Here is a 24272-nt window from a genome sequence, read left to right as displayed (position 1 = left end):
CCGGATGGTGGGTCCGGGCCGCCGTCGTCAGGGGTTGGTGAGGATGTCGTACAGGTCGGACCGGCAGTCGAGGGCGGCCTCTCGCATCGCGGCCACCCGGGCCGTCTGCGCCTCCACGGGCAGCGCCCGCAGGAAGGTCATCGCCCGGTCGACCAGTGCACGGACCGGCTCCCACAGGGTCTCCGGTGGGCTGTGCCGATCCCGCAGCCAGAGTCCGGCGACCGTTCGGGCGGCGTCGATCCGGTTCCACGTGTCGGTGTCGTCGTCGGCGGCGCCACACTTCCAGGTGCCGGCGCCGTCGAGGATGTCCTCCTCGATCGAGCCGGTGCCGGTGCTGATCGTCCCGTCGCCGCCCACCGTGAGGCTCAACTGGACGGTGTCGTGGCGTTGCTCGACGAAGGTTCCGTACCTGGCGGTTCCCTGGATCACGGCGGTCGGCGGCTGCGGCAGCCGGCGGAGGGTGGTCAGTGCCCGCCGGGCCGGGTCGACGAGTTGCGGCAGGGTCGGTTCGTATAGCCGGGTTACGCATACCCGTGGTTCCCCGTCGGCACAGACCAGTTCGGCGGCGTGTGGGTCGCGCGGCGCCGCGCGATCGGCCGGTGGCAGCACGGACAGGGCGACGGCCAGGCCGAGCACCGCCGGTAGCGCGGCGAGGAGTCTGGTCCGGCGGGCGCCGGAGACCAGCAGGACCCAACCGGTGGCCGCGAGGGCGACGAACCAGGCCGCCTGCCCGATCACGGTACGCCAACCCACCGCCGAGTACTCGTCCGTCGGCCCGAGGTGACCGGGAATCAGCAGCAGCGCACGGGAATTGGTCTCCTCCCAGAGCAGCGGCGAGCCGATGATCATCACGAGCCCGCCGAACGCCAGTACCGGCCCGGTCAGCCGCGACGGCATCAACCGGCCGAGCCCGAGGCCGAGTACCCCGGCCGTCGCGACGCCCAACGCGCCGAGCAGCACCGGCCAGTACCAACCCGGCGGCTGGTACGACGCGGCCAGCACCGCGCGGGCCGCCCCGTCGAGCAGACTCAGCATCCACCCGAGGGCGAGGAGCCCCGCGACGAGCACCGCCACCAGGGCCGCCCGAGCGGCGCGGGTACGCGGCGTCGACTCCACCAGCTCGGTCCGCGCCGGCCAGTCGCGCCGACCGAGCCAGGCGCAGCCGGCCAGGACCAGCGGCCACAGCAGTCCCAGGTTGTGGTAATGCACCAGCACCGCCGCCATCCACAGCCCGCCCCAACGCTCGGCGTCAGCGAGCAGAGCCCAGCCGAGCACGGCGGTGAGTACGGCGGTGAGCGCGGCGACCCACGGCACCGCTGATCGACGCGACCCAGCCCGGACGATCCAACGGGTCACCGCACACCAGCAGTCTCCTGGTGGCCCTGCACCGGCAGGTCCGACCGGCGGTTACGCCGCGAGGCGAGCAACGCGGACGCCACGATGATCTGCACCGCCAGCACGAGGGCCTGGGTGAGGGGGGACTTGACGGTCAGCAGGGCGATCGTCGTGTTCACGCCGAAGTGGACCGCGATCGAAGCGGTGACGCCGGCAAGTTCGTAGGCGTAGCCGGTGAGCAGTGCCATCGGGAAGACGCTGAGGGTGAACAGCAGCCCGCTCCAACTGAACAGGCCGAACTCGGCCTGGATAGTCCCGTCGATGAAGAACAGCGGCAGATGCCACACCGCCCAGGCGGCACCCAGCATCAGCCCGGCCCGCAGGCGGCTCGTCGAGGCGAGCAGGCGAGGGTACGCCGTGCCACGCCAACCGGGCTCCTCGGCCAACGGGCCGGCGATCAGCATGCTGATCAGGAACGGTACGGCTCCGCCGGCCGTCGCGATCAGCTCCCGTCCCTCGGTCAGGCTCAACGTGGGGCCGCCCAGGGCCTCGGAGAGCAGCGCGGCTGCCAGCACGGTTGTCGATGCCATCACCAGCATGGGCAGTACCCAGAGCAGTCGCGCGCCCAGTCGGGTCCGCACCGTGTGGGTCGGAACGGGTTCCCGGCGGCGGGAGCGCCGCACCCGGACCACGATCGCGCCGATCACCGGGCCGAAGCCGCCGAGCAGGAAGGGAATGACGGTGGGCGAGGTCGTCGCCGATCCGTCGAGTGCGATCGCGACAAGCCAGAGAACGAAGGTCCACGTGAACGTGACGACCCAGAAGATGGTCAGGCCGCCGTCTCGGCGAGCAGGGGTTGCGATGGTCATGCCTCTTCCTTCACTTGTTGGATCAGGACTTCGACGAGGGACCTTCCGTCCCGGCAGGGACGGGATCGGTTGTTACGGGGCGCCGGTCGCGCAGGGCGTCCCCTGGAGTCGGTGGGCGAGCCAACCGCTCACCTGCGCGAGCAGCTCGCCGTCGACCGGCTGGCGCAGCAGCCGGGGATACGAGCGCACCGACGGCCGACCGGGGTCACGCCGCAACGGATGGGTGAGGTCGGGGATCCGGTGGACCTCGACCTCACCGGGTACCAGCCGGCGGATCTCGTCCAGGTCCGCCGGGTCGACCTGGATGTCCTTGGCACCGGTTATCGCCAGCACCGGAACCCGGATGTTCGCCAGGTCCGGGCGCGGGTCGTGGCCGAGCATCTCCCGCATCCACCGGGCGTTCACCGGTCTTCCGGCGACTCGCAGCACGTCTGTGCTGGTCGTCTTGATCCGGGTCAACTGCCGGGCAGCCAGGGATCGCAGGACCGGCAGCAGCGGCCGTACGGGTGCGGGTAGATCGCGGGCGATCATCCCGGCCTGCCACCGCAGGGCCTCCTCACCCGGACGGGCGAACCCGGCCAGCAGCACCACCGCGGCCACCTCCGGGCGGGTGCCGAGAGCCATGGCGTGCACAGCCCCCTCGCTGTGCCCGACCACGCCGATGGCGTCCGGCCGGATGTCGGGCCGGCCGGCCAGGGCGCGTAGCGCGGCGGCGGCATCCTGTCGGTTGTCGGCGAATCCGGTCGCCCGCCAGTCGCCGGCTGTGGCGCCGACACCGCGCCGGTCATAACGCAACGTCGCGATCCCGTCCCTCGCAAGCGCGGTGGCCAGCGGCGGTCCCAGTTCCATCCGGAGCCGGCTGCCGGTGTTGGCGTCACGATCCAGCCGCCCGGAGGCGTGCAGCAGCAGGACGGCCGGGTGCGGACCGGGGCCGGCGGGCAGGGTCAGCGTGCCGACCAGGGGCAGCCCGTCGTCCGCGATGGCGGTCATGTCGACGTCCCGCATGTGCGCGCCCACCTCATCATTCTTAGCTTTGAGAACATTATCAGCTCTGGGATCATTATCGTATGTGGGAACATGGGGCATGGCAACTGCGGACCTTCTCCTCCACCCAGTCCGGATCCGGATCCTGCAAGCGCTGTTCGACGCCGACCCGCTGACCACAGCCCAGTTGCGCGACCGCCTGCCCGACATCCCGCCGGCGACCATGTACCGGCACATCGCCGTACTGGCCGACGCGGGCGTGCTCGAGGTGGTGGAGGAAAAGCGGGTACGCGGCACGGTGGAGCGCAGCTACCGGGTACGCGGGGAACAGGCGGTGGTCGACCCGGCGGCACGAGCAGCGATGACGCGGGAGGACCACCAGCGTGCGTACACCATGTTCTCGGCATCCCTGATGGGGGACTTCGACCGCTACATCGCCCACGAGAACGCCGACCCGAACGCCGACGGCGTGGTCTACCGGCAGGCGGCGGTGTGGCTGACCGAGGAGGAGTTCACCGAGTTGGTCGGGGAGATCGAGAGCGCCGTCGTCGCTCGGGTCGGCCTGGGCAGGGATGACGGCCGCCGACGAAGGGTCGTCAGCCTCGTCGTCGTGCCGGACAAACCCAGGACGGAGACTGGCGCGGACGCCAGCCCCGAGCGGCACACCTAACCCTTCGATCCGTGGTCCCACGGCGTCCGTACAGGTCCAGGGCTTGCCAGCGCCGCATACAAAGATCGGTCGATAGGCCGGGCCGCCTCGCGGGAGCCCCGGATCCGGCTGCGTCCCGTGGCGTTCGCGTCAGTGTCCTGAGGTCCGAGCAGCCACGGAGCACGCAGCCGGCCCATCCACCCGTGCTCGAGCGTCCCGTGCTGACAGTCTCGGCCGCACACATGCCGAGATGGATACTCAGAACGGCGGCGAGTCGGTGGCGGCGCCGGTCCACGACTGCTCGGGCGGCCGGGGTTCATGCCGCTGCAAAAGTGTCACCGCGTCCCTGACTCTTCCGCGTTCGATTAGATGCGACGCCAAGGCGCTTCTGGCCCCGCCCTGCTGTTCAAGGATGGTGATGGCTTCCTCAGCGCGCCCAGCATCGGCCAGTAGCTCGGCGATGGATTCGACCGCGTACAGGGTTTCACCCTCGGGATGCGCTTTCGCAAGCTCGATCGCCTCTTCAAGGCGCCCGCACGCGACCATCAGCGGAAGCCGCATGCTGAAGAACTCCCAATACTCTTCTCCGAGGCGCTCTCTCAAGGTGTCGAGGTAGGCCAGACCGTCCTCGGCGCGCCCCTGGGCGGCGTAATGCTCACAGAGCGTGTGGACGAGCCAGTCGTCCGCGCCACCCGCATCTGCCGTCGATCGCAGCATCTCCAGTGCCTCGTCACCTCGACCGTGGCGTGCTAGCAGTTCCGCGAGCTGTACCGCCTCGTTGCCACCCCGGTTCGGCAAGTGCTGATACACGCCGATCGCGCCGTCCACGTCACCGCGTTCCTCCAACAGCTCCGCGAGACGCTGCGCGGCGTGCCCGTGATGCTCGGAGGCCGCGTACGCCCGTAGTTCCTGGATCCGATCATGCCGGGCCAGCAGGTCGGCCAGCTGATCGCGATTGTTGATCGAGGTGGTGCTTCGCGTGTGCAGCAGGGCGATCGCCTCGTCGATGCGGCCCTGACGCTCCCGGATCTCGGCAAGCAGGCCGACGGCAAACGGATCCGGTGCACCGCAGCTGCACGACAGATCGTCACAGCGACGCTCGATCACCTTGACGCGGGCGGTCAGCAGCTCGGCAGCGTCGTCGTCGCGGCCCGCGCCCGCGGCGACGGCCACCAGCGCAGTGGCGAGGAACCAGTCATGAACGTGCGGCTCCAGCAGAGCGAACGCGTCATCGCCGCGACCGTTCCTGCCGAGCAGGCGCGCGAAGTAGTCCAGTGCCAGCCGATTCTCGGCGTCTGCGTAAGGACGGGTCAACGTGATCGCTTCCTCGACCTGCCCCCAGCTCTCCAACAGGTCCGCCATGGTCTCGGCAGCCTTCCACCAGCCGGTGGCGACGTACGGGGCGAGCAGCTCCCGCGCCTCCGCCCGACGTTCCTGCCCGGCAAGCAGCTGTGCCCACGCCCGGGCGCAGAACCACTCCCCGCGGCCGGCCTGCCACTTCACCTCTTCGACATGCCCGAGCGAGATGAGCCGGGAGACCAAGGCCGGGGGAATGCACCCAGAGAGCGTCCGCGCGCGGTAGTCAAGATCATCGGCATTCACCAGGGAACCCTAGCCCAGCTTTGAAAGTCTCTATGATCGTTCTTTAGCGGTACCTCGGGACGGCTGCGTCCGACCGCCGCCGTTCGGATCTGGTTATACGTTTCTTACCGGCACTCCAACTCGTGCGTCCGGCCGGGGCACCTGAACGGCGGAGCAGAACGAGTGGGAACCCACGGAGGGCCGTCGCCGGCGACCGGTTCCAGGTCGTACTCGCCGTTCGTGTCGAGGTTCACGAGACCATCAGTTCCGTTCGGTAGTCGGCGGCCAGACGAGCCGCACGCTGTCGGCACTCGTCTTGTTCCTCCGCGCTCAGAAGCGGCGGCGGGGCGGTGGGTCCGTCGACGGGGTCACCCACCTTGAGGAAGTACTCGTCCTGACCGGCAGGGCTGCACATACACAGCAGGCGGGCGGGCTGGTCGGTGGCATTGCCGAAGAAATGCGGCGCGTTGGCCCTGCTCGCCGCGCACGAGCACGGTGTAGGTGCCGCCGGCGATGGCTAGGTGTACCAGGCCGGAGTCACCGGGCCGCACCTGGACGAGTTCGCGTGCCGGATCGTCGGGTGGTAGCGCTGAGGGCGACATTCAATCCTCCGTCGGACGACTCAGTTGACGGTTGTGTCGGATGGTCGTCCGGTGCGACTGTCGGGGCTCTGACGCTCGGCGGTGTCCGGGCCCGTGCCAGAGCTAGCGCGGGGTGGGTCCGGCCGCGCCTGGGCCGTCCTCGATGTCGACTTCGGCGGCGTGCAGAGGCGTGCCGCAGTGGGAGCAGCGCAGTTCGGCGTGGACGTGGTGGTCGCAGGTGCGGTGGCGGATCAGCACGGGTGGGCCGGCATCGCCGGCTGTCCAGCGGTCACCCCAGGCGGTGATGGCGAGCAGGATGTCGCAGAGCTGGTAACCCTTGTCGGTGAGCGCGTATTCGTGTCGCGGCGGGTGGTGGGCGTACTGGCGGCGTTCGAGCACGCCGTGCGTGACGAGCCACCGCAGGCGTTCGGCGAGTACCTTGCGCGAGATGCCGAGGTCGCGCTGGATGTCGGAGAAACGGGTGATGCCCACCCAGATGTCACGCAGGATCAGCGGCGACCACGGCTCGCCGACGATATCCAGGGTGCGGGCGATCGAGCAGGTCATGTCGGCGAACGAGGTTCTCTGCATGGTCACGATCCTGTTGGTTGCTTCAGGGAACCAACCAACTGTATCGTCGGTCTCCTTAAGGAACCGATGAGAGGGATGACCGTGCCTCTTCCACCGATCGTGACCGCCGAGGAGTGGCAAGCGGCCCGGGACCGCCTCCTGGCCAAGGAGAAGGCCGCCACACGAGCCCTGGACGCGCTGGCCGCCGAGCGCCGCCGGCTGCCGATGGTCCGTTTCCGTGCCGATACCACGTTCACCGGGCCGGGCGGCGCCGTTCGGCTGCCCGACCTGTTCGAGGGCCGGCGCCAGCTCGTCGTCTACCAGATGATGGATCGAGGCCCGGACGCGTACTGCTCCGGCTGCGCCGCCGTCATCGACAACGTCGGCCACCAGGCGCACCTGCACGCTCGCGACACCACGTTCGCCGTCGTCTCCGACATGCCGTACGCGCAGTTGCGGCAGTACTGGCAGCGGATGGGCTGGACCATCCCGGTGTACTCGTCCCGAGGCGGCGACTTCAGCCTGGAGTGCGGTGCCGGCAAGGGGTTCGCGCTCAGCGTCTTCCTCCGCGACGGCACCCAGGTCTATCGCACGTACGTCACCACCGCCCGCGGCGTCGACCGGCTCCGCCTGGACTTCAACCTGCTCGACCTCACACCGTTCGGGCGCCAGGAGACCTGGGAGGACTCACCGGAGGGGTGGCCGCAGACCGAGCCCTACACATGGTGGCGGCTGCACGACGAGTACGAGCAGCGACCTCAGTAGGGCGGCCGTGACGACCCGGACCGAGCCGCCCGCCGAGCTGCTGTTCGCCCCGAAGACGCGGCGCCGATAAGCAGCGACCCCAGCACGGTCGTGCCATGGTCCGCGGCGGTCGAGCGAATGGCCACTGTCGGCAAGGTGTGACTCGCGACCGGCCGAGCCAGCGGCCGGCCGCACGTCCAACCGGTGCTCGCGGCCTGGCTCGACGTGGCGTTGTCCATCAGTATCCGACCTGGCTCGGTCAAGGGGCGCAACCTGGCCCGGGACGGACGGTGTGCCGTCGCCGTGAGCACCAAGCAGCCGTGCAGCGTTGATCAAGCCGCCGTAAGCTCGACGGGCTGGGGCTGCCGATCCCCCAACGTCCGGGGGCGTCGTCGGCGCCGACAGGTCGGCTGTCAGGTTGCCCGTCCGGCGTGCAGCCGAACCCTCTCCGTACTCCGCAAGCTGGTGATCTAGACCCGATGAGTCCCGTGCTGCCGCTCCGTACCAACCGGCTGCTCCTGCGCGACTTCGATCCGTCCGACGAAGAGGCGGTGCACGCCTTCGCCGGCGATCCGGCCGTCACCCGATTCACGGACTGGGGGCCCAACACCCGCGCCGACAGCGGAGCGTTCGTGCGTAACTGTGTGGCGCAGGCCGCCGACCCACACCGCACGGCGTTCAATCTCGCGGCAGTGGCCGGTGACCTGCTCGTCGGATCGGTCGCCATCTGGGTGGAAAACGCCACCCACCGCCGAGGCGAGATCGGCTTCGTCTTCCATCCGTCGGTCTGGAACCAGGGCTACGCCACCGAAGCGGCGCGGGAGCTGATCCGGTTCGGATTCGCAGAGCTCGGCCTGCACCGCATCGCCGCGACGTGCCATCCAGACAACACAGGCTCGGCCCGTGCCCTCGTCAAGGCGGGACTGCACCAGGAGGGCCGGCTGCGCGACCATCTGCTCGCCCGCGACCGCTGGCGGGACTCGCTGCTCTTCGCCGTCGTACAACCCGGCTAGAACCCGCAGGTCAGCGGCGGGGTAGCACGCCCAGGAGGGTCGCGGTCAGGGCCAGCTTCAAGGAGTCCCTCAGCTCCAGATGGAAGCGGGCCAGGTCGGGCTCGGCCTGGTAGGCCGCCTGCAGGCTGGGTGGGGGTGTGCTGTACGCCGACAGCGCGCCGGCCATGACCATGGTTTGCAGGCTGAACAGTGTCGCGTTCTCGCCCAGCTCCGGTAGGTACTTCTGGATCAGGGCGGTCATGGTTGTCAGGCGGTCCAGAGAGGCGCGCTTGTAGCGTGCTACGACCTCGACGGACACGTTGTGTTCCAGAACGCTGCCCTGTGCGCCGAAGAGGTCGCACAGCACCACTCGGCCAGAGAGCGAACGGCTGAGGATGTCGGCCACCGCTGCCGCTCGCTCGGCCATTGGTAGATCTTCGTCGATGCCGACGGCCAACTCGCCCGCCAGTTCCGTCAGCCACTCCTGGAGGAAGTGGTCGAGCAGTTCTAGCAGCACCGCCTCGCGAGACTCGAAGTAGCGCAGCACGTTCGGCTTCGCCAGGCCTACCCGGCGACTGAGCTCATTGAGCGTGACTGCGGCCACAGGCATCTCGTCGAGCATCGCCGACGCCATGTCGAGGATCGCTCGTCGGCGGATCTCCCGCTGCTCTTCGGTTCGCGCCCGCTGGAAAGTCACGATCGCCAGCCTAACTTACGTACCTGCGGTACGTTGACAACGTACCGAAAGTACTTTAACGTTGCCGGCACAAGATACCTTCGGTACGTTAGTTTGGCAAGGGAGCCTGACATGAGCGAGAACTGGACGAGAGATAACATTCCGGACCAGCGCGGGCGGGTGGCAGTGGTGACCGGGGCCAACACCGGCCTGGGGTACGAGACCGCCAAGGCGCTCGCCGAACGCGGGGCGTCCGTGGTGCTCGCCGTGCGCAACGTCGACAAGGGCGAGCAGGCCGCGGCCCACATGACCGGCGACGTGACCGTGCAAGCGCTGGACCTGACCTCGCTCGCCTCCGTCCGGACTGCGGCGGCGGCGCTGCGGTCCCGGCTCGACCGGCTCGACCTGCTGATCAACAACGCCGGCGTGATGTACACCCCGAAGCAGACCACCCGGGACGGCTTCGAGATGCAGTTCGGCACCAACCACCTCGGCCACTTCGCGCTCACCGGGCTGCTGCTGGACCTGATGCTGCCGGTGCCCGGCTCGCGCGTCGTGACGGTCAGCAGCACCGGCCACCGCATCCGGGCCGCGATCCACTTCGACGACCTGCAGTGGAAGCGGTCGTACGGCCGGGCCGCCGCCTATGGTCAGTCCAAGCTGGCCAACCTGATGTTCACGTACGAACTGCAGCGCCGGCTTGCTACCCACGGCACCACCGTCGCGGTGGCCGCGCACCCCGGCATGTCCAGCACCGAACTTGCCCGCAACATCCCCACGGCCCTCCGGCTTCCGCTCACCTGGCTCGCGCCGCTGATCACCCAGACGCCGGCGATGGGCGCGCTGCCGACCCTGCGCGCCGCCACCGACCCCGCCGCGCTCGGCGGCCAGTACTACGGTCCCGGCGGACGCAACGAGATCATGGGCCATCCCCGACTGGTCACCTCCAGCGCGGAGTCTTACGACATAACCGTCCAGCAGCGACTGTGGGCCGTCTCCGAAGACCTCACCGGGGTGAAGTACCCCGTCGTCCAGTCGAAGCAGAACTCGTTTTCCGCCGGACCGGCCGTCACGATGTAGGCACCTCTTTGTGTCAGGGCGCTGCTGACGTCAAGGGTTCAGGGTGGTTGGTGGCGGGTCCGGAAAGTGGCTTGTCCGAAGGGCCGATGTCCGGGGTCAGGTCGGTCACGCTGGATTGCAGAGTCGTCCCCGACTGCCCTCCCGGGCCTGCCACCTGCCGTCGTTCCGGTCGTCGATCAGACGACCGTAGACCACGTCGGAGAGCTGTCGCTTGAGCGTACGCATGGCTTCCATGGACGTCTTCCCGGCGGCCTTTCGCAGTAGGCACGGCCCGGGAGGGCAGACACCGCTAACCCGCCGATGCGGCGGCAACATGAGTCTGGTGTGCGATCCCACTACGCTGAGCTTCATCCGATCGGGTCTCTCGTTGACCGCCGCCTCCTGATACCGGCGTTTGCGATGGGCGCCCTCCGCCGACCCACAGCCTCCGGGTTAGCTGGGCTCGGCCGCGCAGGCGACGTCGCGGTGCGGGCGCTGCCCGGTGGTCAGGAAGGTCGTCACCGTGTCGTTGGCGCAGGTGTTCCTGGCGAACAGCAGGTAGGCGCCGTGGCCGCCCTGGTCGGCCGTGACCATCCTGGCCCGGTCGCCGAACGCCTTCCTGAGTTCGCGGGCGCCGGCGAGTGGGGTTCCGGGGTCGCGGAGGTTCTGGACCATGAGTACGTTCGACGGCCCTCGGTCACCGATGCGCACCGGCGGCTCGATCGGCGACGGCCAGAAGGCGCACGGTCCGATGTTGGCCGTGGCCGCCCCGATCAGCGGGTACGTCATCCGGTGGGCGGCAACCTCACGCTGGTAGCCGCGGATCGACCGGGGCCACATTGAGTCACCGCAGAGCACGTGGAGGCGGCTGGAGAGCGAGTTGTCCGGGTCGGCTATCGGCGGCGCGGGTGGCAACGGCCGGCCGGTGTCGAGCGCCTGCCAGATCGTGGCCAGCGTGGTGAAGCCCACGTCGGTGTAGAGCAGGTCGAACGTGGTGCCCCGGAACAATGAACCGTCGATGCCTTGCACCGGTGTCTCTGCCAGCCGGGCGGCGAGTTCGAAGTACTTCGCGCGCACCTGCTTCGGCGTGGTGCCCAGCCCGTACTGCGGGTTGGTCGCGGCGAAGTTCGCGAAGTCCGGGAACCGCTGCTCCATGCCGAGGGCCAGCCTCTGGAAGGCCGTGTGGTCGTATCCGCCCGGACCCAGGTTGCTGTCGAGCACGATCCGGTCGCTGCGCTGCGGGAACATCGTCGTGTAGACGGCGCCGAGGTAGGTGCCGTACGAGGAACCGAGGTAGGAGATCTGCGGCTCGCCCAGCGCCTTCCGGATCCGGTCCATGTCCCGCGCGGTGTTCGCGGTGGTGATGTACGGCAGCATCCCGGCCGTCTCCGACGTCAGACACTGCCGAGCGATCGTCTCCGCGATCTCGGCGTCCCTGCGCACCTCGGCCGAGCTGCTCGGGTACGGCAGGTTGAGCCGCGCCACCTGCTCCGGCGTGTAGTCACAGGTCACCGGCGCGCTGTGGCCCACACCGCGAGGGTCGAACCCGATCACGTCATATCGGTCCCGGACGCTCTGCGGCAAGGGCTGCGGGAACACGGGGTTTCCCAGCAGGCCCGGGTAACTCAGCCCTCCACCGCCAGGGCCACCCGGATTGGTCAGCAGCACACCGCGGCGCTGTGACGAATTCTTGCTCGGCAGCCGGGAGACCGCGATGTCGATCGTCCGCCCCTCCGGGTGCCGGTAGTCCAGCGGGACCTCGACCGTCGTGCACTCCAAGGTGGGCGAGGCGATGTCCGCCGGGCACGGTCCCCACGACAACGTGCTCGGCGTCGCCGTCTCCGACACCCCACGCGCCGACGCCATCGTCCCTGCGGCGGCGACGACGGCGAGGGTCACTGACAAGGCTCTCCGCAACAGACTTCTCGTACCCACCGCGCCAGTGCAAACCATGTTGTCACGACACGGTCAAGGTGGTCCGGGCGCGCTGGTCTGGATTCACGTTGCGTACGCCGTGCTCCGAGCCACCCGTGCACGGCTACGCGCTGACGCCGTCGTCGGGCTGCCTGCTCATGGAGTAGCACCGACAAGACTTCTGTACCGATCGGAATAGAACTCGTGAGGCTCCTGTTGTCGCCCATCGAGACGCCCTCCACGGGCGAGCCTCACGACAAGATGCCCTCGGCCCCAACCCGGCGAGAGGCCACGGAAAGGGGAAGACTCATGTCCGACACCAACCTGCGCGACTTCTACAGGCGCTACATCGAGGCGCTCAACGCGCACGAGTTCGACCGCATGGACGAGTTCGTCCACGAGTCCATCGTCATGCACAGCGAGCGGAGCTCCCGCGCGGCCCTCGTCGCACAGCTCAACAGCATCACCGACGCAGTCCCCGACTTCCACTGGGAGACCCAGGAACTCGCCATCAACGGCGACCGCCTGGCCGCCCGCCTGCTCAACACCGGCACACCGGTAAAGGAGTGGCTCGGGGCCGCTCCCACCGGCAAGTCGATCGAGATCGTCGAGTACGCCATCTACCGGATCCGCGACGGAAAGTTCCTGCACATGTCCGCCCTTCACGACGCCGAAGCCCTACAGAAGCAGCTCGCAGGCTGACCCGATCAGACTCGACGCCCAACCCGAGCGGGTGCCCCGGGCCATCCCGCCGGGGCACCCGCCCCGTTCGACGCGCCTCGTAACTACGTTCTCAGCAGGGACGGTCCGAACGAAAACCCGACCAGGGAGGGCAAGGTCTACTGCGCGGGCGTGCTGGACACCTAATCGCGGACGGTCGTCGGCTGGTCGATCGACGCTACGCAGACCGCCACCTCGATCTGATCATGTGTGGGCGCCCGTGACGACTGACAACCTTGACCCTGTTCCAGGAACACGGTCTCTTCTGGGTGCGACCATGCACCTGCTGTTCGTACCGGAAGGTAGGACCGATGGCTGAGACCGACGCGCCGACCCTGGCCGAGGACCTCCTGCTCCTGCTCTTCCAGCCGGACGCGGGCCTGCGGCCGGGCGCCGGCGTCATCGCGGGCGAGAACACGCTCTTCTACGTGCTGGCCGGAGCGGTGCTGGCGGATCTCGCGCTCGCCGAGCAGGTCGAGACCGAGCGCGGCCGGACCGGGGCGACGCTGGTCAAGGCCGTCGAGAGCCGGCCGCCGTCGGACGAGATCCTCCGTGCCACCTGGGACTACATCCTGGAGAAGCCACGCAACGTGCAGACGGTGCTGGCCGCGAAGGGGCCCCACCTGCGCGGGCCGCTGCTGGACCGGCTGGTCGAGCGCGGTGACCTCCGCCGCAGGAGCCGCAAGTCACTCGGCGTGTTCACCACGACCTCCCTGGAGGACGGCGGCACCGGCCGCCGGGCGGGCCTGCTCGCCGACGTACGGGCTGTGCTCGTCGACGGCGCCGACCCGCAACCCCGAGTCGCGGCGCTGGCTGCTCTGATCTCCGGCAGTGGCACGCTGCCTCAGTTCCACCCCGGGATCCCTTGGGGCACCCCGGTGATCACCCGCGCCAAGGAACTCAAGCAGGGCAACTGGGGAGCCGAGGCCGCCGCCGAGGCGGTGACGCGCACCGTCACCGCCATCGTCGTCAGCAGCGTCGTCGTCGCGACCACGGTGCTCCCCCAGCAGCCTTAGCGCCTGCGCGCCGGACCGTCAGGAGGCCGGGCAGGTGGTGTCCCTGAAGGGCTCACCGTCGACCAGCCAGGCCGTACCGACGCTGAGAGCGCACGCGTTGCCACCGTAGACGTAGACGCCGTGCCGGTTGTCATCGACGGTGACCAGGCGGGACCGATCGGCGAACTCCCTGCGGTAGATCTGTCCACCTTGCAGCGGCGTGGCGGCGTCGCGCCGGTTCTGCATGATGAGGATGTTGGCCGGCCCTCTGTCGTTGATCTTCACCTGGGGTTCGGACGGCCCGAGCGGCCAGAAGGCGCAGGCGTTGATGTTGCCCGAGGCCGCGCCGAAGACCGGGTACCTCTCGCGGTCCTCGGCGACGCTGCGCTGGTATGCCTCGACGCTGCCGGGCCACTCGCTGTCGTTGCACGTCACGGCCAGGAATGCCGAGAAGGCGTTGGAACTGGGGATGGGCTGGGCGTTCGGAGCCGGCAGGCCAGCACGGGTCGTCATCAGCCGCTTGGCCGCCGCCTCGTCGGACGCCTTCAGCGACTGCCACAACTGAGCCAGCAGGGGGTAGGTCGTGTCGTTGTACAGGCCCAGAAAGGTGAACTGGCGGAAGACCCGCCCGTCCAGACCCGGGATCGGCTCCCGGTCCAGTTGCTCGCCGATGGCGAAGTAGGTGTTGCGCACCTCCTTCGAGGTGCGCCCCAGCCCGTACGCGGTGTGTCGATCCGCCGCCCACCTGGTGAAGTCCGGGAACGCCTGCTCCGCGCCGAGCCCGAACCGGCGCAGGGCGGCACGGGTCAGCGCGGTGTCACCGAGGTTGCTGTCGATGATGACGCGGTCGGTCGTGGCGGGAAACATCGAGGCGTACGCGGCGCCCAGCGCCGACCCGTACGAAAGCCCGAAGAAGCTCGCCTTCTCCTCGCCCAGCGCCACCCGGATCCGGTCCAGATCCCGCGCCGTGTTGGCCGTCGAGATGTGCGCCATCCGGCCGTCCGTGTCGTTGGCCGCGCACTGCTCGGCGACGGACCTGGCGGCCTGGGCGTCCGAGGTGACCGTGGCGGAATCCTTGGCCCACGGCGGTACGTTGCCGGGATAGCCCTGCTCGACGGTGAACTTGCAGTCGACCGGTGCCGAGTGGCCGACTCCGCGGGTGTCCATGCCGATCAGGTCGTAGGCGTCGAGGACGCTGGCCGGGATGCCGCGGTTGACCAGTTGGGCCGGCATGTCCAGCCCGGCCAGGCCGGGACCGCCGGGGTTGAGTAGCAGCACACCGCGCCGCTTCTGCGGGTTGACGCTGGCGATCCGGGAGATCGTCAGGTCGATCGTCGTGCCGGCCGGCTTCCGGTAGTCCAGCGGCACCGGCACGGTCGTGCACTGGATTGCGGGAGATGTCGCGGCGACCTCGGCCGGGCAGGCGCCCCACGTCGCCGGGCCGGCGCTCGCGGCTGGCACTGCTAGCGCCCCGCCGAGCGCCACTGTCATTGCCAGTACCAGGCCCGCGTCACGCCTTTTCTGCATGCGGTCAGTGGAAACCGTGTGCCGACGACACAGTCAAGCTGTGCTGCGCGGTGCCCTTCTCGGTCTGCCGTGCCGGATCGCCTGTCCTGTACGCCCAGGCGCGGTCGAGCACGGTGACCGACGTCCTCCGCGAGCCCGCCAGCGAATACCGCTGCTGACTCGAACGAATGCCGGTCAGCGGCGGGTCACTCGGTCAGTCGAGGACGGCGGTGGCTTCGATCTCCACGACGAAATCGGGGGTGAAGAGCGCCTGGACACCGATGATGGTGATGGGCGGCGTCGGTGCGGGTAGGCCCTCGGCCTGCTGCGCGCGAGCGATTCCGGCCAGGACCTCGTCCCACTTCTCCGGCACCCAATCGACGATGTAGAAGGTCAGTCGCGCGAGATCGCCGACGTCCCCTCCCGCGCCTCGGACGCCGATGATGATGTTGCGCAGCGCGGCGTGGACCTGGCCGGCCAGATCCGGTGCGGCGGGCTTGAAGTCCGGAGTGACGCCGGCCTGTCCGGCCAGCAGCATCAGCCGAGATCCGGTCCCCACCGCGACCGGCGCATAGTCGCTCTGCTGAAGCAGTCCGTCCGGGTGCATGAATTCCACGGCCATCCGGGTCTCCCTATCGCGTTGCCGCTGGCTTTCACCCCGAGTGCAACCCATGTTCCAGGAACACAGTCAAGTCGCGGCACGCCCACACGGTGCTGATGGCCGGCCCCCCGACGCGACAACCGCACCATCGTCAGCTTCCACCAGTTCGACGGCACTCCCCTGCCGCCCGACTCAACTGGCTCGACGAGCAGCCAGCACACGGCGCCTTTGCGCCGTCGATCACCTGGCGCGGCTTGGGGCGGCGGGCCGACGACGTGGTCGGTGCCCTGCGCGACGGCACCTTGCACGGCAAGGTCGTGGTCGACGTCGACCGAGCATCGCGTGGCGGTCGGCTTCGGCACCGATCGGATCCGAGGTGTTACCGTTACTTCAACACCGACCGGAACAGAAGTATTGACTCGGTCCCACATGCGGTGCGAGCAGTAGGGGGACGACGTGGCCTGGAGCACCCGGGAACTCGCCGAGCTCGCCGGCACCACGGTGAACACCGTCCGGCACTACCACCGGATCGGCCTGCTCGAGGAGCCGGAACGCCGGTACAACGGGTACAAGCAGTACCGCGTCCGGGACCTCGTCTGCCTGCTGCGCATCCGGCGCCTCGTGGGTCTGGGAGTCCCGCTCTCCCGGATCGGGCCGGCCGGCTCGGACGGAGACATCGCACCGGACGTGCTGCGCCAGGTCGACGCCGACCTCTCAGCCGAGGTCGAGCGTCTGCAGAGAGCCCGCTCCGACATCGCCGTCATTCTCCGCGACGGCGCCCCGGCCGACGCACCGGCGGGCTTCGAGTCCGTCGCGCCCCGCCTGTCCGCGTCCGACAGATCACTCATCCACATCTACACCCAGCTGTACGACGACGACGCGATGAAGGACCTGCGACACATGGTGGAGTCCGACACCGATCCCATCAACGCGGAGTTCGACGCACTGCCGGCCGACGCGGACGCGACAACCCGGCAGAACGTCGCCGAGCAGCTCGCGCCCATCCTCGCCCGGCACCTCGTCGACTATCCCTGGCTGAGCAACCCGGCAGGGCACCTGTCCAAGAGCGAGCAGGTCACCCAGCAGACCTTCGTCGACGCCGTGGTCGCGCTCTACAACAGCGCCCAGGTCGACGTACTCGGGCGAGCCAGCGTCCTCGCGCAGAAGCTGCTGCGGGAGACACGCGAAGCAGAGAACGACGGGGACCCGGCCGGGCCAGCGACCGGTCCGTGATCCGTTGCTGCCGGCGTACATGCTCGGAGGTCGCGCGCATCTCCTCGGCCAGCGGCTCCGGCTGCTCCCACGCGACGCAATGCCCGCCTCGTAGCAGATCGCGCTCGGGTACCGGGCCGTCCTGCTTCGGGGTACGCGAGGCGCTGGTCGGCGTCGCAGAACGGTACCCCGGACGGCCGTGCTTGCGGCGCGATCGGAACAGAAGTCCTTGACTTGGTTGTGGGAACAGCAACCCTGTCTCGTGCGCGCGGCAGGAGAGGACGACGCCCCGGTCGGGTCAGGAGACCCTCGGCCAGGAGATCATCACCTGGTCGACGATCTCGTCGAGCTCGGCGCGGCCGAGGCCGTTGGCGGCGTGCACAGGAATGCCGAAGGCCAGCGCCATGACGTAACGAGCCAGCCGCCTCGGGGCCGCGTCGCCCGGCAGGTCGCCACTGTCGACGGCACGGCGGAACCGCTGCTCGAGTCGCTCGACGGCTTCGTTGCGGAACTGGACGAGCGCGTCGTGCGCTGGACGGTTCCCGTCACACGCCGGCAGCGCGCCCTGAATGGTCAGGCATCCCGCGAACTTCCCGGGGAGAGTCGACGTGCGGACCGCTCCACGCAGCAGCGCCTCGGTCGCCGCCCGTGCGGTCGGCTGCTCCAGGGCGTCGTCGAAGTAACCGGCCGGGCCGTCCGCGTACCGCTGCAGAACCTTGCGGAACAATTGTTCCTTGTTGCCGAAGGCCGCGTACATGCTGGTTTTGGTGATTCCCATGGCGCCGGTCAGATCGGTGAGGCTGGAGCCCTCGTATCCCTGCTCCCAGAACACCCGCATGGCGCGCTCGAGCGCCTCGTCGGTGTCGAACCCCCGGGGCCGGCCGATCACTGTGCTGCGGGAACCGCCCATGCCACGAGCGTACCCCTCGGTACAGAACAGGGCTCATCCGTGCAGCGCGACTCGACCGTGTGGCGACGACCGGACCGTGTGGCGACCACAGCCTTTCTACCGAAGAGATGTCGCGGCGGCGGCATCCCGGGCGTGCTCGGCTCCGTCATCGAGGAGAGCGATCGCCAGTCCGATTCCGCTGCTGGCGCCGGTGACAACAGCGATCTTTCCGTCGAGCCGTCCTGGCATGGCAACCTTCCTGGTGGGGGTATCGCTCCGATCGGGGCATCCCAGACTCCTCCCGCTGGGGCGGTTGCCCGTATCGGGTCGGGGCCGGATCAGTCGGGGGCCGGCTCAGGCGGTTGTGGTGCGGGTGAGTTCGAGGACGGGGATGGTGCGGATTCCGGCGGTTTTCTTCGCGTACTCGGCGAAGCCGGGGTGGTGGCGGGCTTGCTCGTCGAACCGCCGGTCACGTTCGACTCCGATCACCTCCCGCACGATGACGGGATAGGTCTCGGTGCCGCGCTCGACCGTGGCGCGACCGGCCGCGGTGAGGTTGTAGTACCAGTCGGGGTTGTCCGGTGCGCCGCCCTTCGACGCGAAGACGTAGATGGTGTCGTCGTCGGATTCGTGGGGCAGGTACATCAGTGGGCTGACGAGTTCACGGCCGGTTCTGCGCCCACGGTGGTGGACCAGCACCATCGGCGCCCCGGTGAACGGGCCGCCGACCCGGCCTTCGTGCGCCCGGAACTCTTCGATGATTTTGGTGTTCCAGTCGCTCATCCGGTGTGCCTCATCTCTGGGGTGACGATCGTGGATGTTGTTTCGTTGGCTGGCGGGCAGTGGCCTGCGGGGTCAGCCGCGCGCCGTTTGGCATCGACGTGTGCCGGGGCGGGGTGATGCGTCAGGTCATCGGGTTCCGGCGGTGGCGTTGCTCAGCGTGGTGGTGAGGCGCGCGATGGCGTCTTCGGCGGTGGGGAGCGGTCCGAGCAGTCGCGCCTGGCTGCGGGTATCGGCGACGTAGGCGCCGCTGTCGAACCAGCGGAACATCGCGACCATGTCCTTGACCATCGGGACGAACGGCCCGACGGCGGCGCCTACGACGCGGGTGACCGTGGCGGGCACGGCCCGCACCTTGACCGTCTGCCGAGCCTGACGACTCATCAGGTCTGCCACCTCGCGGACGCTGACGGGCCGGTCCCAGCCGATGTCGATGCGTTCGCCGTCGGTCACCTCGGCGTCCACGGCTGCGGCCAGGGATCCGGCGAGGTCCGAGGTGAGCACGAAGGTAAGCGGGACATCGGTCTTGCCCATCCACAGCAACCCCTTTTCCAAGGGGTTCCTGGTCGTGGTCGCGAGTTGGTCGAGGAACGCGCCGGGGCGTAGCGCGACGAACGGGACGCCCCGTTTGTCCAGGTGGTCCTCGGCGAGTTTCTTGTGCCAGAAGTGCGGGACCTGTGGGGTCTGGTCGCTGGTGAGGATGCTGGTCAGGACGAACCGACGCACGCCGACGCGGTGGGCGGCCTCGGCGAGGTTCTCGTTGCCGATCGTGTCGATGTCGTGGGCGTCCTTGCCCCTGCGGGTGTAGCCGGCCGCGGTGGTGATGACGGCGTCGGCATCCCGCATGGCGGCGACCAGCGAGTCGAGGTCGAGCATGTCCCCCCTGGCGATCTCGACCCCGCGGGCCTCGAGCTTGCTCGCGTCGGTGGTCGGGCGAACGAGAGCCCGGACGCGTTTGCCGGTTTTGAGCAGTTCGTCAACGACTTGGCCGCCGAGAGCGCCGGTGGCACCGACGACGAGGACCGGGGTGGTCTGGGTCATGTGTCTTACTCCTTGCCAGGTGCGCCACGGGAGGCTGGAATCGTCGGCCCGCGAGAACTCGGTGAGGTTGCAGGTCATCCGGAGCCGGGTGATGTGGCAGTTGGGTACGCCGCCGGTCCACTGACTCGGGACGGGTTCGGCGTCGCGGCAGGTCAGGGTTCCTGTAAAACTAGTACACGCAATAGATAGTATGGGCAGCGAACTGTCGCTTGCATGTACCGTAGCGCCATGTCTGCCGAACGTCCAACCACCGCCGACGCGAGCCCTTCGACTCATCCCGATGGAGACGCAGGCACGGTCGGGCCGGCGTTCGGGGACGCGATGGCTTTGATTCAGCTCTCGGGGCTGATTCAGGAGACCGTCGCGCGCGTGGCCGGCCGGCAGCGGCTGACACCTGTGCAGGGTCGCCTGCTGTGGGTGCTGACCGAACAGCCGCGCGGTATGGCCGAGCTCGCCCGCATCTTCGCCGTGGGGAAGGCCAACCTGACCGGGCTGATCGACCGCGTGGAGCATCGCGGCCTGGTCGAACGATCGCTGGTACCAGGAGATCGGCGGGCTGTTCAGGTGGTCCTGACCGACGACGGCCGACGCGCCGCGCTCGCGTTCCACCGGGACGTCACCAGCGAACTAGCCGGTCTCCTAGAGCCCCTCACGCCCAAAGCACAAGACGACTTTCGTCAGGCCGTGACCACGATCTCCCACTCGGCCGGCCATTCCACAGCCTGGGGCCCCTGCCAAGCCTGCTGACAGCCGCACCCACACACCACGAGCCGGCCGTTGACCACACCGCCGTCGATGAGCAGACGTCCCAGGCGAGCCCGCTGGGCCGACCGGGAAAGGCGAATGAGGTCGCCACTTCTCGCAGCGATCGAAGATCACAGGTAGGCAAGGCCGGCGCACTTCCCCCGCCGCCGGGCGTCGGCAGCCCGGAGATGATGTTCCTCTACAGCGGCCCGCGCGCCGTCTTCGACGCCTACCGCTCCACCCTGGCGACCCTGGGCGACCCGCTGCACCTGGGCACCGACCCGGGGTTGGCCTCCCTCTACGACGCTGCCCTGCTCGGCCTGATGTGGTCCACCATGACCGGCTGGCTGCACGGCACCGCACTGGTCAACGCGGAGAAGACCGAGGCCACCGCCTTCACCACCGTCGCGGTCCGCTGGCTGTCCGCAGTGGCCGGCTTCCTGACCACGTACGCGCGGCAGGTGGACGACGGCCGCTACCCGGGCGACGACGCCACCGTCGACGTACAGATCGCCACGATCGACCACCTGATCCACGCGGCGGCCGCCCGTGGCATCGACGACGCGCTGCCGGAGCTGTTGAAGGCCACCATGGAACGGGCGAAGGAGGCCGGTCACGGCTCCGACAGCTACGCGAGTGTGATCGAGGTCCTGAAGAACCCGGGCGGCGGCAGGTGACCACCGCAGCCGCGACCGAGGTCGGTAAGGGAGCGTCTGGGCACCGGTCCGTGGCCCGACCGGTTGTCCGCGATCACCGACGAATGCCTGGCCAGGCTGCTCAGCGGAGCCGACCAGGACTTTTCACGCCCGGCCGGCGACCTCGACTGGACCTGCCGACAGACCCTCGACCACATCGCCCTCGGCGTGGTCGGCTACGCGGGCCTGCTCATCGCCCGCCCCGTCGACCGCTACATCACCCTCTTCGCGTCACTCGACCCGCAGGCCCCGATCCACGCCTGCCTGGAGGGACTCGGCATCGCCGCATCCCTGCTCACCGCCACCGTCCGGCACACGCCTCCGCAGGTCCGGGCCTGGCACCCCTGGGGCCACTCCGAGGCCGCCGGCTTCGCGGCGATGGGAGCCACGGAACTGGCCGTCCACACGTACGACCTGGCCCGCGCCCTCGGCATCGTCTGGACCGCGCCCGACGCCCTCAGCGCCGCCGTCGTCGCCCGGCTCTTCCCCGACGCCCCGCCCGGGCACGGCCCATCCGACACCCTGCTCTGGTGTACGGGCCGGCTCCCACTTCCCGGGCTGCCCAGGCGGACCCGCTGGCAGTGGGACGGCACCGTGCGCTGACGAGTCGATCCCGAGGTCCACGCCGTCGGGAACCGGCGCCAACGTGCCGATTCCCGACGTGTCGACGGTCACCTCGACCGTCGCGGTATCCGGGGGTGCGCTGGCTAAGCCTCGACGACATCACCGGTAGGGGTGGACGTCGTCGATTCCTACAGCGACAACCTGGTGGTGACCCTGGTAGCGCCGGACGGCAGCACCCACCTGCTGCGCAACCAGATCGGCGACGCCAATGATGACATCCACGAGACCTACAGGCTGAACCTCTCCTCGGAGCGGCGAAGTGGCACCTGGAAGCACGCGTCAGCCGGGCTGACAAATCATCCGGTCGCGCCCCCGTGGCGGTAGTCAACCAGTAGATCGTGACGCTGGCACAACCCCTGCTCCGGAACGCAACACCCGCTCGCCGGAAACGCCACCTGCGCCGCACATCACGATGGCGTTCCGACTGCACAGGCGGCCAAGAACTGGATGAGTCGATGCTCAGGTCGGTCTCATCCTGGGCTCACAGATGATCGGCAGGGTCGGGAGCATCAAGTCGCCGATGCGCGGACAGGACTTTGATGGAGAATGCTCCCTCCCCCACTCCCTGCTACGAACCTGCCGGCGTCGCTGGCGCAGGGCCCCTGGTTCTCCGGCCGGCCGATGTCCATGGCCCGGCGCCGCGGCGCTGGTCCGCACCGTCGCCGATCCGGCCCGGACGTGTGCCGCAACGTCCCGGGCGGGTCCACCCGGCTCCCTGGTTCCGCTGGTGGATGCCGGGCTAGACGGTCCTGGCGCTGGCGGTGGGGCTCCTGCTGTATTCGGTCGGGTCCGCCGGCGAGCCTTCCGGGGTCGCGGTCGGCGGCGTGGGCTGGTGGACGGTTGTCGTCGTCGCGCACCTGCCCCTGGGCGTGAGCCTGTCCCTGCTGGTCGGCGGGTTGGTGGAGCGTCTCGGCTACTTCCGGTACGGGCGACGACCGGTACGCCCGGGGCAGTTGCCGGCGCCGCATCCGACGGTCTGCGTGCAGTTGCCGATGTTCAACGAGCACGCGGTGGCCCGGCGGGTCATCACCGCCGCCTGCGGCCTGACCTGGCCGACCGATCGGCTCTCCGTGCAGGTGCTCGACGACTCCACCGACGCCGACACCCGTGCGCTCGTCGAGCGGATCTGTGCCGAGCTGAGGGCGGCCACCGGGGTCGACTGCACGGTGCTGCACCGCACCGATCGGCAGGGGTACAAGGCCGGCGCGCTGGAGGCGGGACGCAGGCTTACCGATGCGGAGTTTCTGGCGATCCTCGACGCCGACTTCGTACCGCCGCCCGATTACCTGCTGCGGGTGATCCCCCACTTCTACCTGACCGATGGTCGGCCGGACGAGGGGCTGGCGCTGGTCCAGGCGCAGTGGGGGCACCTGAACCACGACGAGTCGGTGCTGACCCGGGCCCAGTCACTGTGGGTCGACGACCATCACACGCTGCAGATGTCCTGGCGGTCGGCGAGGTGGCGGTTCGTGAACTTCACCGGTACCGCCGGGATCTGGCGGGCGGCGGCGATCGAGGCGGCGGGCGGTTGGCGGGCGGCGAGCCTGGTCGAGGACTGCGAGTTGAGCTTTCGCAGCCTGTTCGCCGGGTACCGCACGCTGTTCGTCAAGGAGATCGTGGTACCGGCCGAACTGCCGGCGACGTACACGGCGTACAAGGCCCAGCAGCGGCGTTGGACGCGGGGCTGGGTGCAGTTGCAGCGGCTGCACCTGGCAACGCTCACGTTCCGGTTCGAATGCTCGCCGGTCCGGCGTATCCATCTGCTATACCACATGTGTACGGCGTGGCAGTGGCCCGCCTGGCTGCTGTGGATCACCCTGCTGCCCTTCCTCATCATCAACAACCTCTGGTTCGGCGAGTTCGGTGCCGAGGTTGGCGTCGCCGTCTACCTGCTCCCCACCGTGCTCTGGGCGGCGGTCGCCGCGACGGTGGCGACTCTCGAGACGAGGAACACCTACCCCGAACGGCGCACGCCGACGGTGCTGGCCCGGCGGGTCGGTCGGATCGTGCCGCATCTGCTGATCAACGCGGGGATGCTCCCCCACCAGTTCAGCGCCTTCTGCGAAGGGATGTTCGGCGCCCTGTACGGCGAGTTCGAGCGCACCCCGAAGGCCGCGACCGTCACCGTGTCCGGCGGCCCGCCCGGCGGGACGGCTGTCGCGACGAGGCGCTACGGCGTCAAGGTCCACTGGCCGTACGTGTTGGCCGAGGCGGCCTTCGTCGGCCTCCAGTTGGCCTGGGCGGTGGTGTTCGCCGTGCATGGGCTGGTGCTGTGCTCGCTCGGCGCGGTGGTCATGGCCCTGTGCGTCCTCGCCGTGGCGTACTTCTACGGCGACCACGCCGGCAGGGTCTGCTTCGTCGTCGACGAGGCGGCGGCGGTCGCACGCCTCCGTGCCGGGCTCAGGAAGCTGCCACATCGATGGAGGTAGTACGAAAGGCGTGCGGTCTCGCTACCGGAACGCCGGCCCGAACGCGAACGCCCGCCACGCCTCGGCGGGAGCCACCGGTGGA

General features: G+C 69.1%; 25 protein-coding genes. 12 read left to right on the top strand and 13 right to left on the bottom strand.

What is annotated here, in order from left to right; translation table 11 throughout:
- Positions 1-27: 27 nt before the first annotated feature.
- From Pen02_RS13555 to Pen02_RS13545, 3 genes are all read right to left on the bottom strand, one after another.
- Positions 28-1314 (bottom strand): hypothetical protein, encoded by a 1287-nt coding sequence (locus Pen02_RS13555; protein ID WP_203866355.1) that lies wholly within the window; start codon positions 1312-1314, stop codon positions 28-30.
- A 38-nt stretch (positions 1315-1352) separates the two neighbouring features.
- Positions 1353-2204 (bottom strand): CPBP family intramembrane glutamic endopeptidase, encoded by an 852-nt coding sequence (locus tag Pen02_RS13550; protein WP_203866354.1) that lies wholly within the window; start codon positions 2202-2204, stop codon positions 1353-1355.
- A 72-nt stretch (positions 2205-2276) separates the two neighbouring features.
- On the bottom strand, positions 2277-3221 hold the full coding sequence (locus Pen02_RS13545; RefSeq protein WP_239140617.1) for an alpha/beta hydrolase: 945 nt from the start codon (positions 3219-3221) through the stop codon (positions 2277-2279).
- Between the two features lie 67 nt (positions 3222-3288).
- Here Pen02_RS13545 and Pen02_RS13540 point away from each other — a divergent pair, with 67 nt between their 5' ends.
- Complete coding sequence (locus Pen02_RS13540; protein WP_203866353.1) at positions 3289-3858, top strand: helix-turn-helix domain-containing protein; 570 nt, start codon at positions 3289-3291, stop codon at positions 3856-3858.
- A gap of 237 nt (positions 3859-4095) precedes the next feature.
- On the opposite strand, the gene Pen02_RS13535 is transcribed toward Pen02_RS13540, so the two are convergent.
- Both Pen02_RS13535 and Pen02_RS13530 read right to left on the bottom strand, forming a co-directional pair.
- On the bottom strand, positions 4096-5439 hold the full coding sequence (locus Pen02_RS13535; RefSeq protein WP_203866352.1) for a tetratricopeptide repeat protein: 1344 nt from the start codon (positions 5437-5439) through the stop codon (positions 4096-4098).
- A gap of 683 nt (positions 5440-6122) precedes the next feature.
- Complete coding sequence (locus Pen02_RS13530) at positions 6123-6590, bottom strand: winged helix-turn-helix transcriptional regulator (RefSeq protein ID WP_203866351.1); 468 nt, start codon at positions 6588-6590, stop codon at positions 6123-6125.
- Positions 6591-6671: 81 nt separating this feature from the next.
- On the opposite strand from Pen02_RS13530, the gene Pen02_RS13525 reads away from it, so the two are divergent.
- Positions 6672-7334 carry a DUF899 domain-containing protein gene (locus Pen02_RS13525; protein WP_203866783.1) on the top strand — a complete coding sequence of 221 codons (663 nt, stop codon included), beginning with the start codon at positions 6672-6674 and terminating at the stop codon, positions 7332-7334.
- Between the two features lie 458 nt (positions 7335-7792).
- A complete protein-coding gene (locus Pen02_RS13515; protein WP_239140615.1) occupies positions 7793-8326 on the top strand; it encodes a GNAT family N-acetyltransferase in 534 nt (177 codons plus the stop codon).
- A 10-nt stretch (positions 8327-8336) separates the two neighbouring features.
- Here the strand turns inward: Pen02_RS13515 and Pen02_RS13510 are convergent, their stop codons facing one another.
- A complete protein-coding gene (locus Pen02_RS13510) occupies positions 8337-9002 on the bottom strand; it encodes a TetR/AcrR family transcriptional regulator (protein WP_203866349.1) in 666 nt (221 codons plus the stop codon).
- 111 nt (positions 9003-9113) lie between these two features.
- Here Pen02_RS13510 and Pen02_RS13505 point away from each other — a divergent pair, with 111 nt between their 5' ends.
- Positions 9114-10061: an SDR family NAD(P)-dependent oxidoreductase gene (locus Pen02_RS13505; protein WP_203866348.1), complete on the top strand. Its 948-nt coding sequence runs from the start codon at positions 9114-9116 to the stop codon at positions 10059-10061.
- Between the two features lie 105 nt (positions 10062-10166).
- On the opposite strand, the gene Pen02_RS42530 is transcribed toward Pen02_RS13505, so the two are convergent.
- Entirely contained in the window at positions 10167-10295 is a 129-nt protein-coding gene (locus Pen02_RS42530) for a hypothetical protein (protein WP_275413574.1), read from the bottom strand.
- A gap of 198 nt (positions 10296-10493) precedes the next feature.
- Complete coding sequence (locus tag Pen02_RS13500) at positions 10494-11939, bottom strand: alpha/beta hydrolase (RefSeq protein ID WP_239140783.1); 1446 nt, start codon at positions 11937-11939, stop codon at positions 10494-10496.
- Positions 11940-12263: 324 nt separating this feature from the next.
- On the opposite strand from Pen02_RS13500, the gene Pen02_RS13495 reads away from it, so the two are divergent.
- Positions 12264-12656, top strand: a complete 393-nt coding sequence (locus tag Pen02_RS13495; protein WP_203866346.1) for an ester cyclase — start codon at positions 12264-12266, stop codon at positions 12654-12656.
- Between the two features lie 329 nt (positions 12657-12985).
- Positions 12986-13690 (top strand): GOLPH3/VPS74 family protein, encoded by a 705-nt coding sequence (locus tag Pen02_RS13490; protein WP_203866345.1) that lies wholly within the window; start codon positions 12986-12988, stop codon positions 13688-13690.
- 18 nt (positions 13691-13708) lie between these two features.
- Here Pen02_RS13490 and Pen02_RS13485 read toward each other — a convergent pair whose 3' ends face one another.
- Both Pen02_RS13485 and Pen02_RS13480 read right to left on the bottom strand, forming a co-directional pair.
- Positions 13709-15043: an alpha/beta hydrolase gene (locus Pen02_RS13485; RefSeq protein ID WP_203866344.1), complete on the bottom strand. Its 1335-nt coding sequence runs from the start codon at positions 15041-15043 to the stop codon at positions 13709-13711.
- Between the two features lie 346 nt (positions 15044-15389).
- Entirely contained in the window at positions 15390-15797 is a 408-nt protein-coding gene (locus Pen02_RS13480) for a RidA family protein (protein WP_203866343.1), read from the bottom strand.
- A 435-nt stretch (positions 15798-16232) separates the two neighbouring features.
- Between Pen02_RS13480 and Pen02_RS13475 the strand changes: the two genes are divergently transcribed.
- Positions 16233-17009: a MerR family transcriptional regulator gene (locus tag Pen02_RS13475; RefSeq protein ID WP_203866342.1), complete on the top strand. Its 777-nt coding sequence runs from the start codon at positions 16233-16235 to the stop codon at positions 17007-17009.
- Between the two features lie 277 nt (positions 17010-17286).
- Here the strand turns inward: Pen02_RS13475 and Pen02_RS13470 are convergent, their stop codons facing one another.
- The 3 genes from Pen02_RS13470 to Pen02_RS13460 form a co-directional block, all read right to left on the bottom strand.
- The gene (locus tag Pen02_RS13470; RefSeq protein WP_203866341.1) at positions 17287-17898 is read right to left on the bottom strand and encodes a TetR/AcrR family transcriptional regulator; all 612 of its coding nucleotides are present in this window, start codon (positions 17896-17898) and stop codon (positions 17287-17289) included.
- A gap of 333 nt (positions 17899-18231) precedes the next feature.
- Complete coding sequence (locus Pen02_RS13465; RefSeq protein WP_203866340.1) at positions 18232-18660, bottom strand: nitroreductase family deazaflavin-dependent oxidoreductase; 429 nt, start codon at positions 18658-18660, stop codon at positions 18232-18234.
- 126 nt (positions 18661-18786) lie between these two features.
- On the bottom strand, positions 18787-19698 hold the full coding sequence (locus tag Pen02_RS13460; RefSeq protein ID WP_203866339.1) for an SDR family oxidoreductase: 912 nt from the start codon (positions 19696-19698) through the stop codon (positions 18787-18789).
- 228 nt (positions 19699-19926) lie between these two features.
- Between Pen02_RS13460 and Pen02_RS13455 the strand changes: the two genes are divergently transcribed.
- The 5 genes from Pen02_RS13455 to Pen02_RS13435 all read left to right on the top strand — a co-directional run bounded on the left by Pen02_RS13455 (position 19927) and on the right by Pen02_RS13435 (position 24190).
- The gene (locus Pen02_RS13455; RefSeq protein WP_203866338.1) at positions 19927-20445 is read left to right on the top strand and encodes a MarR family winged helix-turn-helix transcriptional regulator; all 519 of its coding nucleotides are present in this window, start codon (positions 19927-19929) and stop codon (positions 20443-20445) included.
- A 185-nt stretch (positions 20446-20630) separates the two neighbouring features.
- Complete coding sequence (locus Pen02_RS13450) at positions 20631-21119, top strand: imine reductase family protein (RefSeq protein ID WP_203866337.1); 489 nt, start codon at positions 20631-20633, stop codon at positions 21117-21119.
- 63 nt (positions 21120-21182) lie between these two features.
- Positions 21183-21740 carry a maleylpyruvate isomerase N-terminal domain-containing protein gene (locus Pen02_RS13445; RefSeq protein ID WP_203866336.1) on the top strand — a complete coding sequence of 186 codons (558 nt, stop codon included), beginning with the start codon at positions 21183-21185 and terminating at the stop codon, positions 21738-21740.
- Between the two features lie 132 nt (positions 21741-21872).
- The gene (locus tag Pen02_RS13440; RefSeq protein WP_203866335.1) at positions 21873-22085 is read left to right on the top strand and encodes a proprotein convertase P-domain-containing protein; all 213 of its coding nucleotides are present in this window, start codon (positions 21873-21875) and stop codon (positions 22083-22085) included.
- Positions 22086-22522: 437 nt separating this feature from the next.
- The gene (locus Pen02_RS13435) at positions 22523-24190 is read left to right on the top strand and encodes a glycosyltransferase family 2 protein (RefSeq protein WP_203866334.1); all 1668 of its coding nucleotides are present in this window, start codon (positions 22523-22525) and stop codon (positions 24188-24190) included.
- Positions 24191-24272 lie beyond the last annotated feature (82 nt).

It is taken from the genome of Plantactinospora endophytica, assembly GCF_016862915.1.
Classification (GTDB): domain Bacteria; phylum Actinomycetota; class Actinomycetes; order Mycobacteriales; family Micromonosporaceae; genus Plantactinospora; species Plantactinospora endophytica.
This window is presented reverse-complemented; position numbering and strand designations above follow the sequence as displayed.

Excerpts from the sequence above, each read along its gene's own strand:
- Pen02_RS13470 (WP_203866341.1), bottom strand. The coding sequence starts at position 17,898 with ATGGGCGGTTCCCGCAGCACAGTGATCGGCCGGCCCCGGGGGTTCGAC.
- Pen02_RS13550 (WP_203866354.1), bottom strand. The coding sequence starts at position 2,204 with ATGACCATCGCAACCCCTGCTCGCCGAGACGGCGGCCTGACCATCTTC.
- Pen02_RS42530 (WP_275413574.1), bottom strand. The coding sequence starts at position 10,295 with ATGGAAGCCATGCGTACGCTCAAGCGACAGCTCTCCGACGTGGTCTAC.
- Pen02_RS13495 (WP_203866346.1), top strand. The coding sequence starts at position 12,264 with ATGTCCGACACCAACCTGCGCGACTTCTACAGGCGCTACATCGAGGCG.
- Pen02_RS13540 (WP_203866353.1), top strand. The coding sequence starts at position 3,289 with ATGGCAACTGCGGACCTTCTCCTCCACCCAGTCCGGATCCGGATCCTG.
- Pen02_RS13450 (WP_203866337.1), top strand. The coding sequence starts at position 20,631 with ATGATGTTCCTCTACAGCGGCCCGCGCGCCGTCTTCGACGCCTACCGC.
- Pen02_RS13515 (WP_239140615.1), top strand. The coding sequence starts at position 7,793 with ATGAGTCCCGTGCTGCCGCTCCGTACCAACCGGCTGCTCCTGCGCGAC.
- Pen02_RS13480 (WP_203866343.1), bottom strand. The coding sequence starts at position 15,797 with ATGGCCGTGGAATTCATGCACCCGGACGGACTGCTTCAGCAGAGCGAC.
- Pen02_RS13490 (WP_203866345.1), top strand. The coding sequence starts at position 12,986 with ATGGCTGAGACCGACGCGCCGACCCTGGCCGAGGACCTCCTGCTCCTG.
- Pen02_RS13455 (WP_203866338.1), top strand. The coding sequence starts at position 19,927 with ATGTCTGCCGAACGTCCAACCACCGCCGACGCGAGCCCTTCGACTCAT.
- Pen02_RS13460 (WP_203866339.1), bottom strand. The coding sequence starts at position 19,698 with ATGACCCAGACCACCCCGGTCCTCGTCGTCGGTGCCACCGGCGCTCTC.
- Pen02_RS13505 (WP_203866348.1), top strand. The coding sequence starts at position 9,114 with ATGAGCGAGAACTGGACGAGAGATAACATTCCGGACCAGCGCGGGCGG.
- Pen02_RS13530 (WP_203866351.1), bottom strand. The coding sequence starts at position 6,590 with ATGCAGAGAACCTCGTTCGCCGACATGACCTGCTCGATCGCCCGCACC.
- Pen02_RS13465 (WP_203866340.1), bottom strand. The coding sequence starts at position 18,660 with ATGAGCGACTGGAACACCAAAATCATCGAAGAGTTCCGGGCGCACGAA.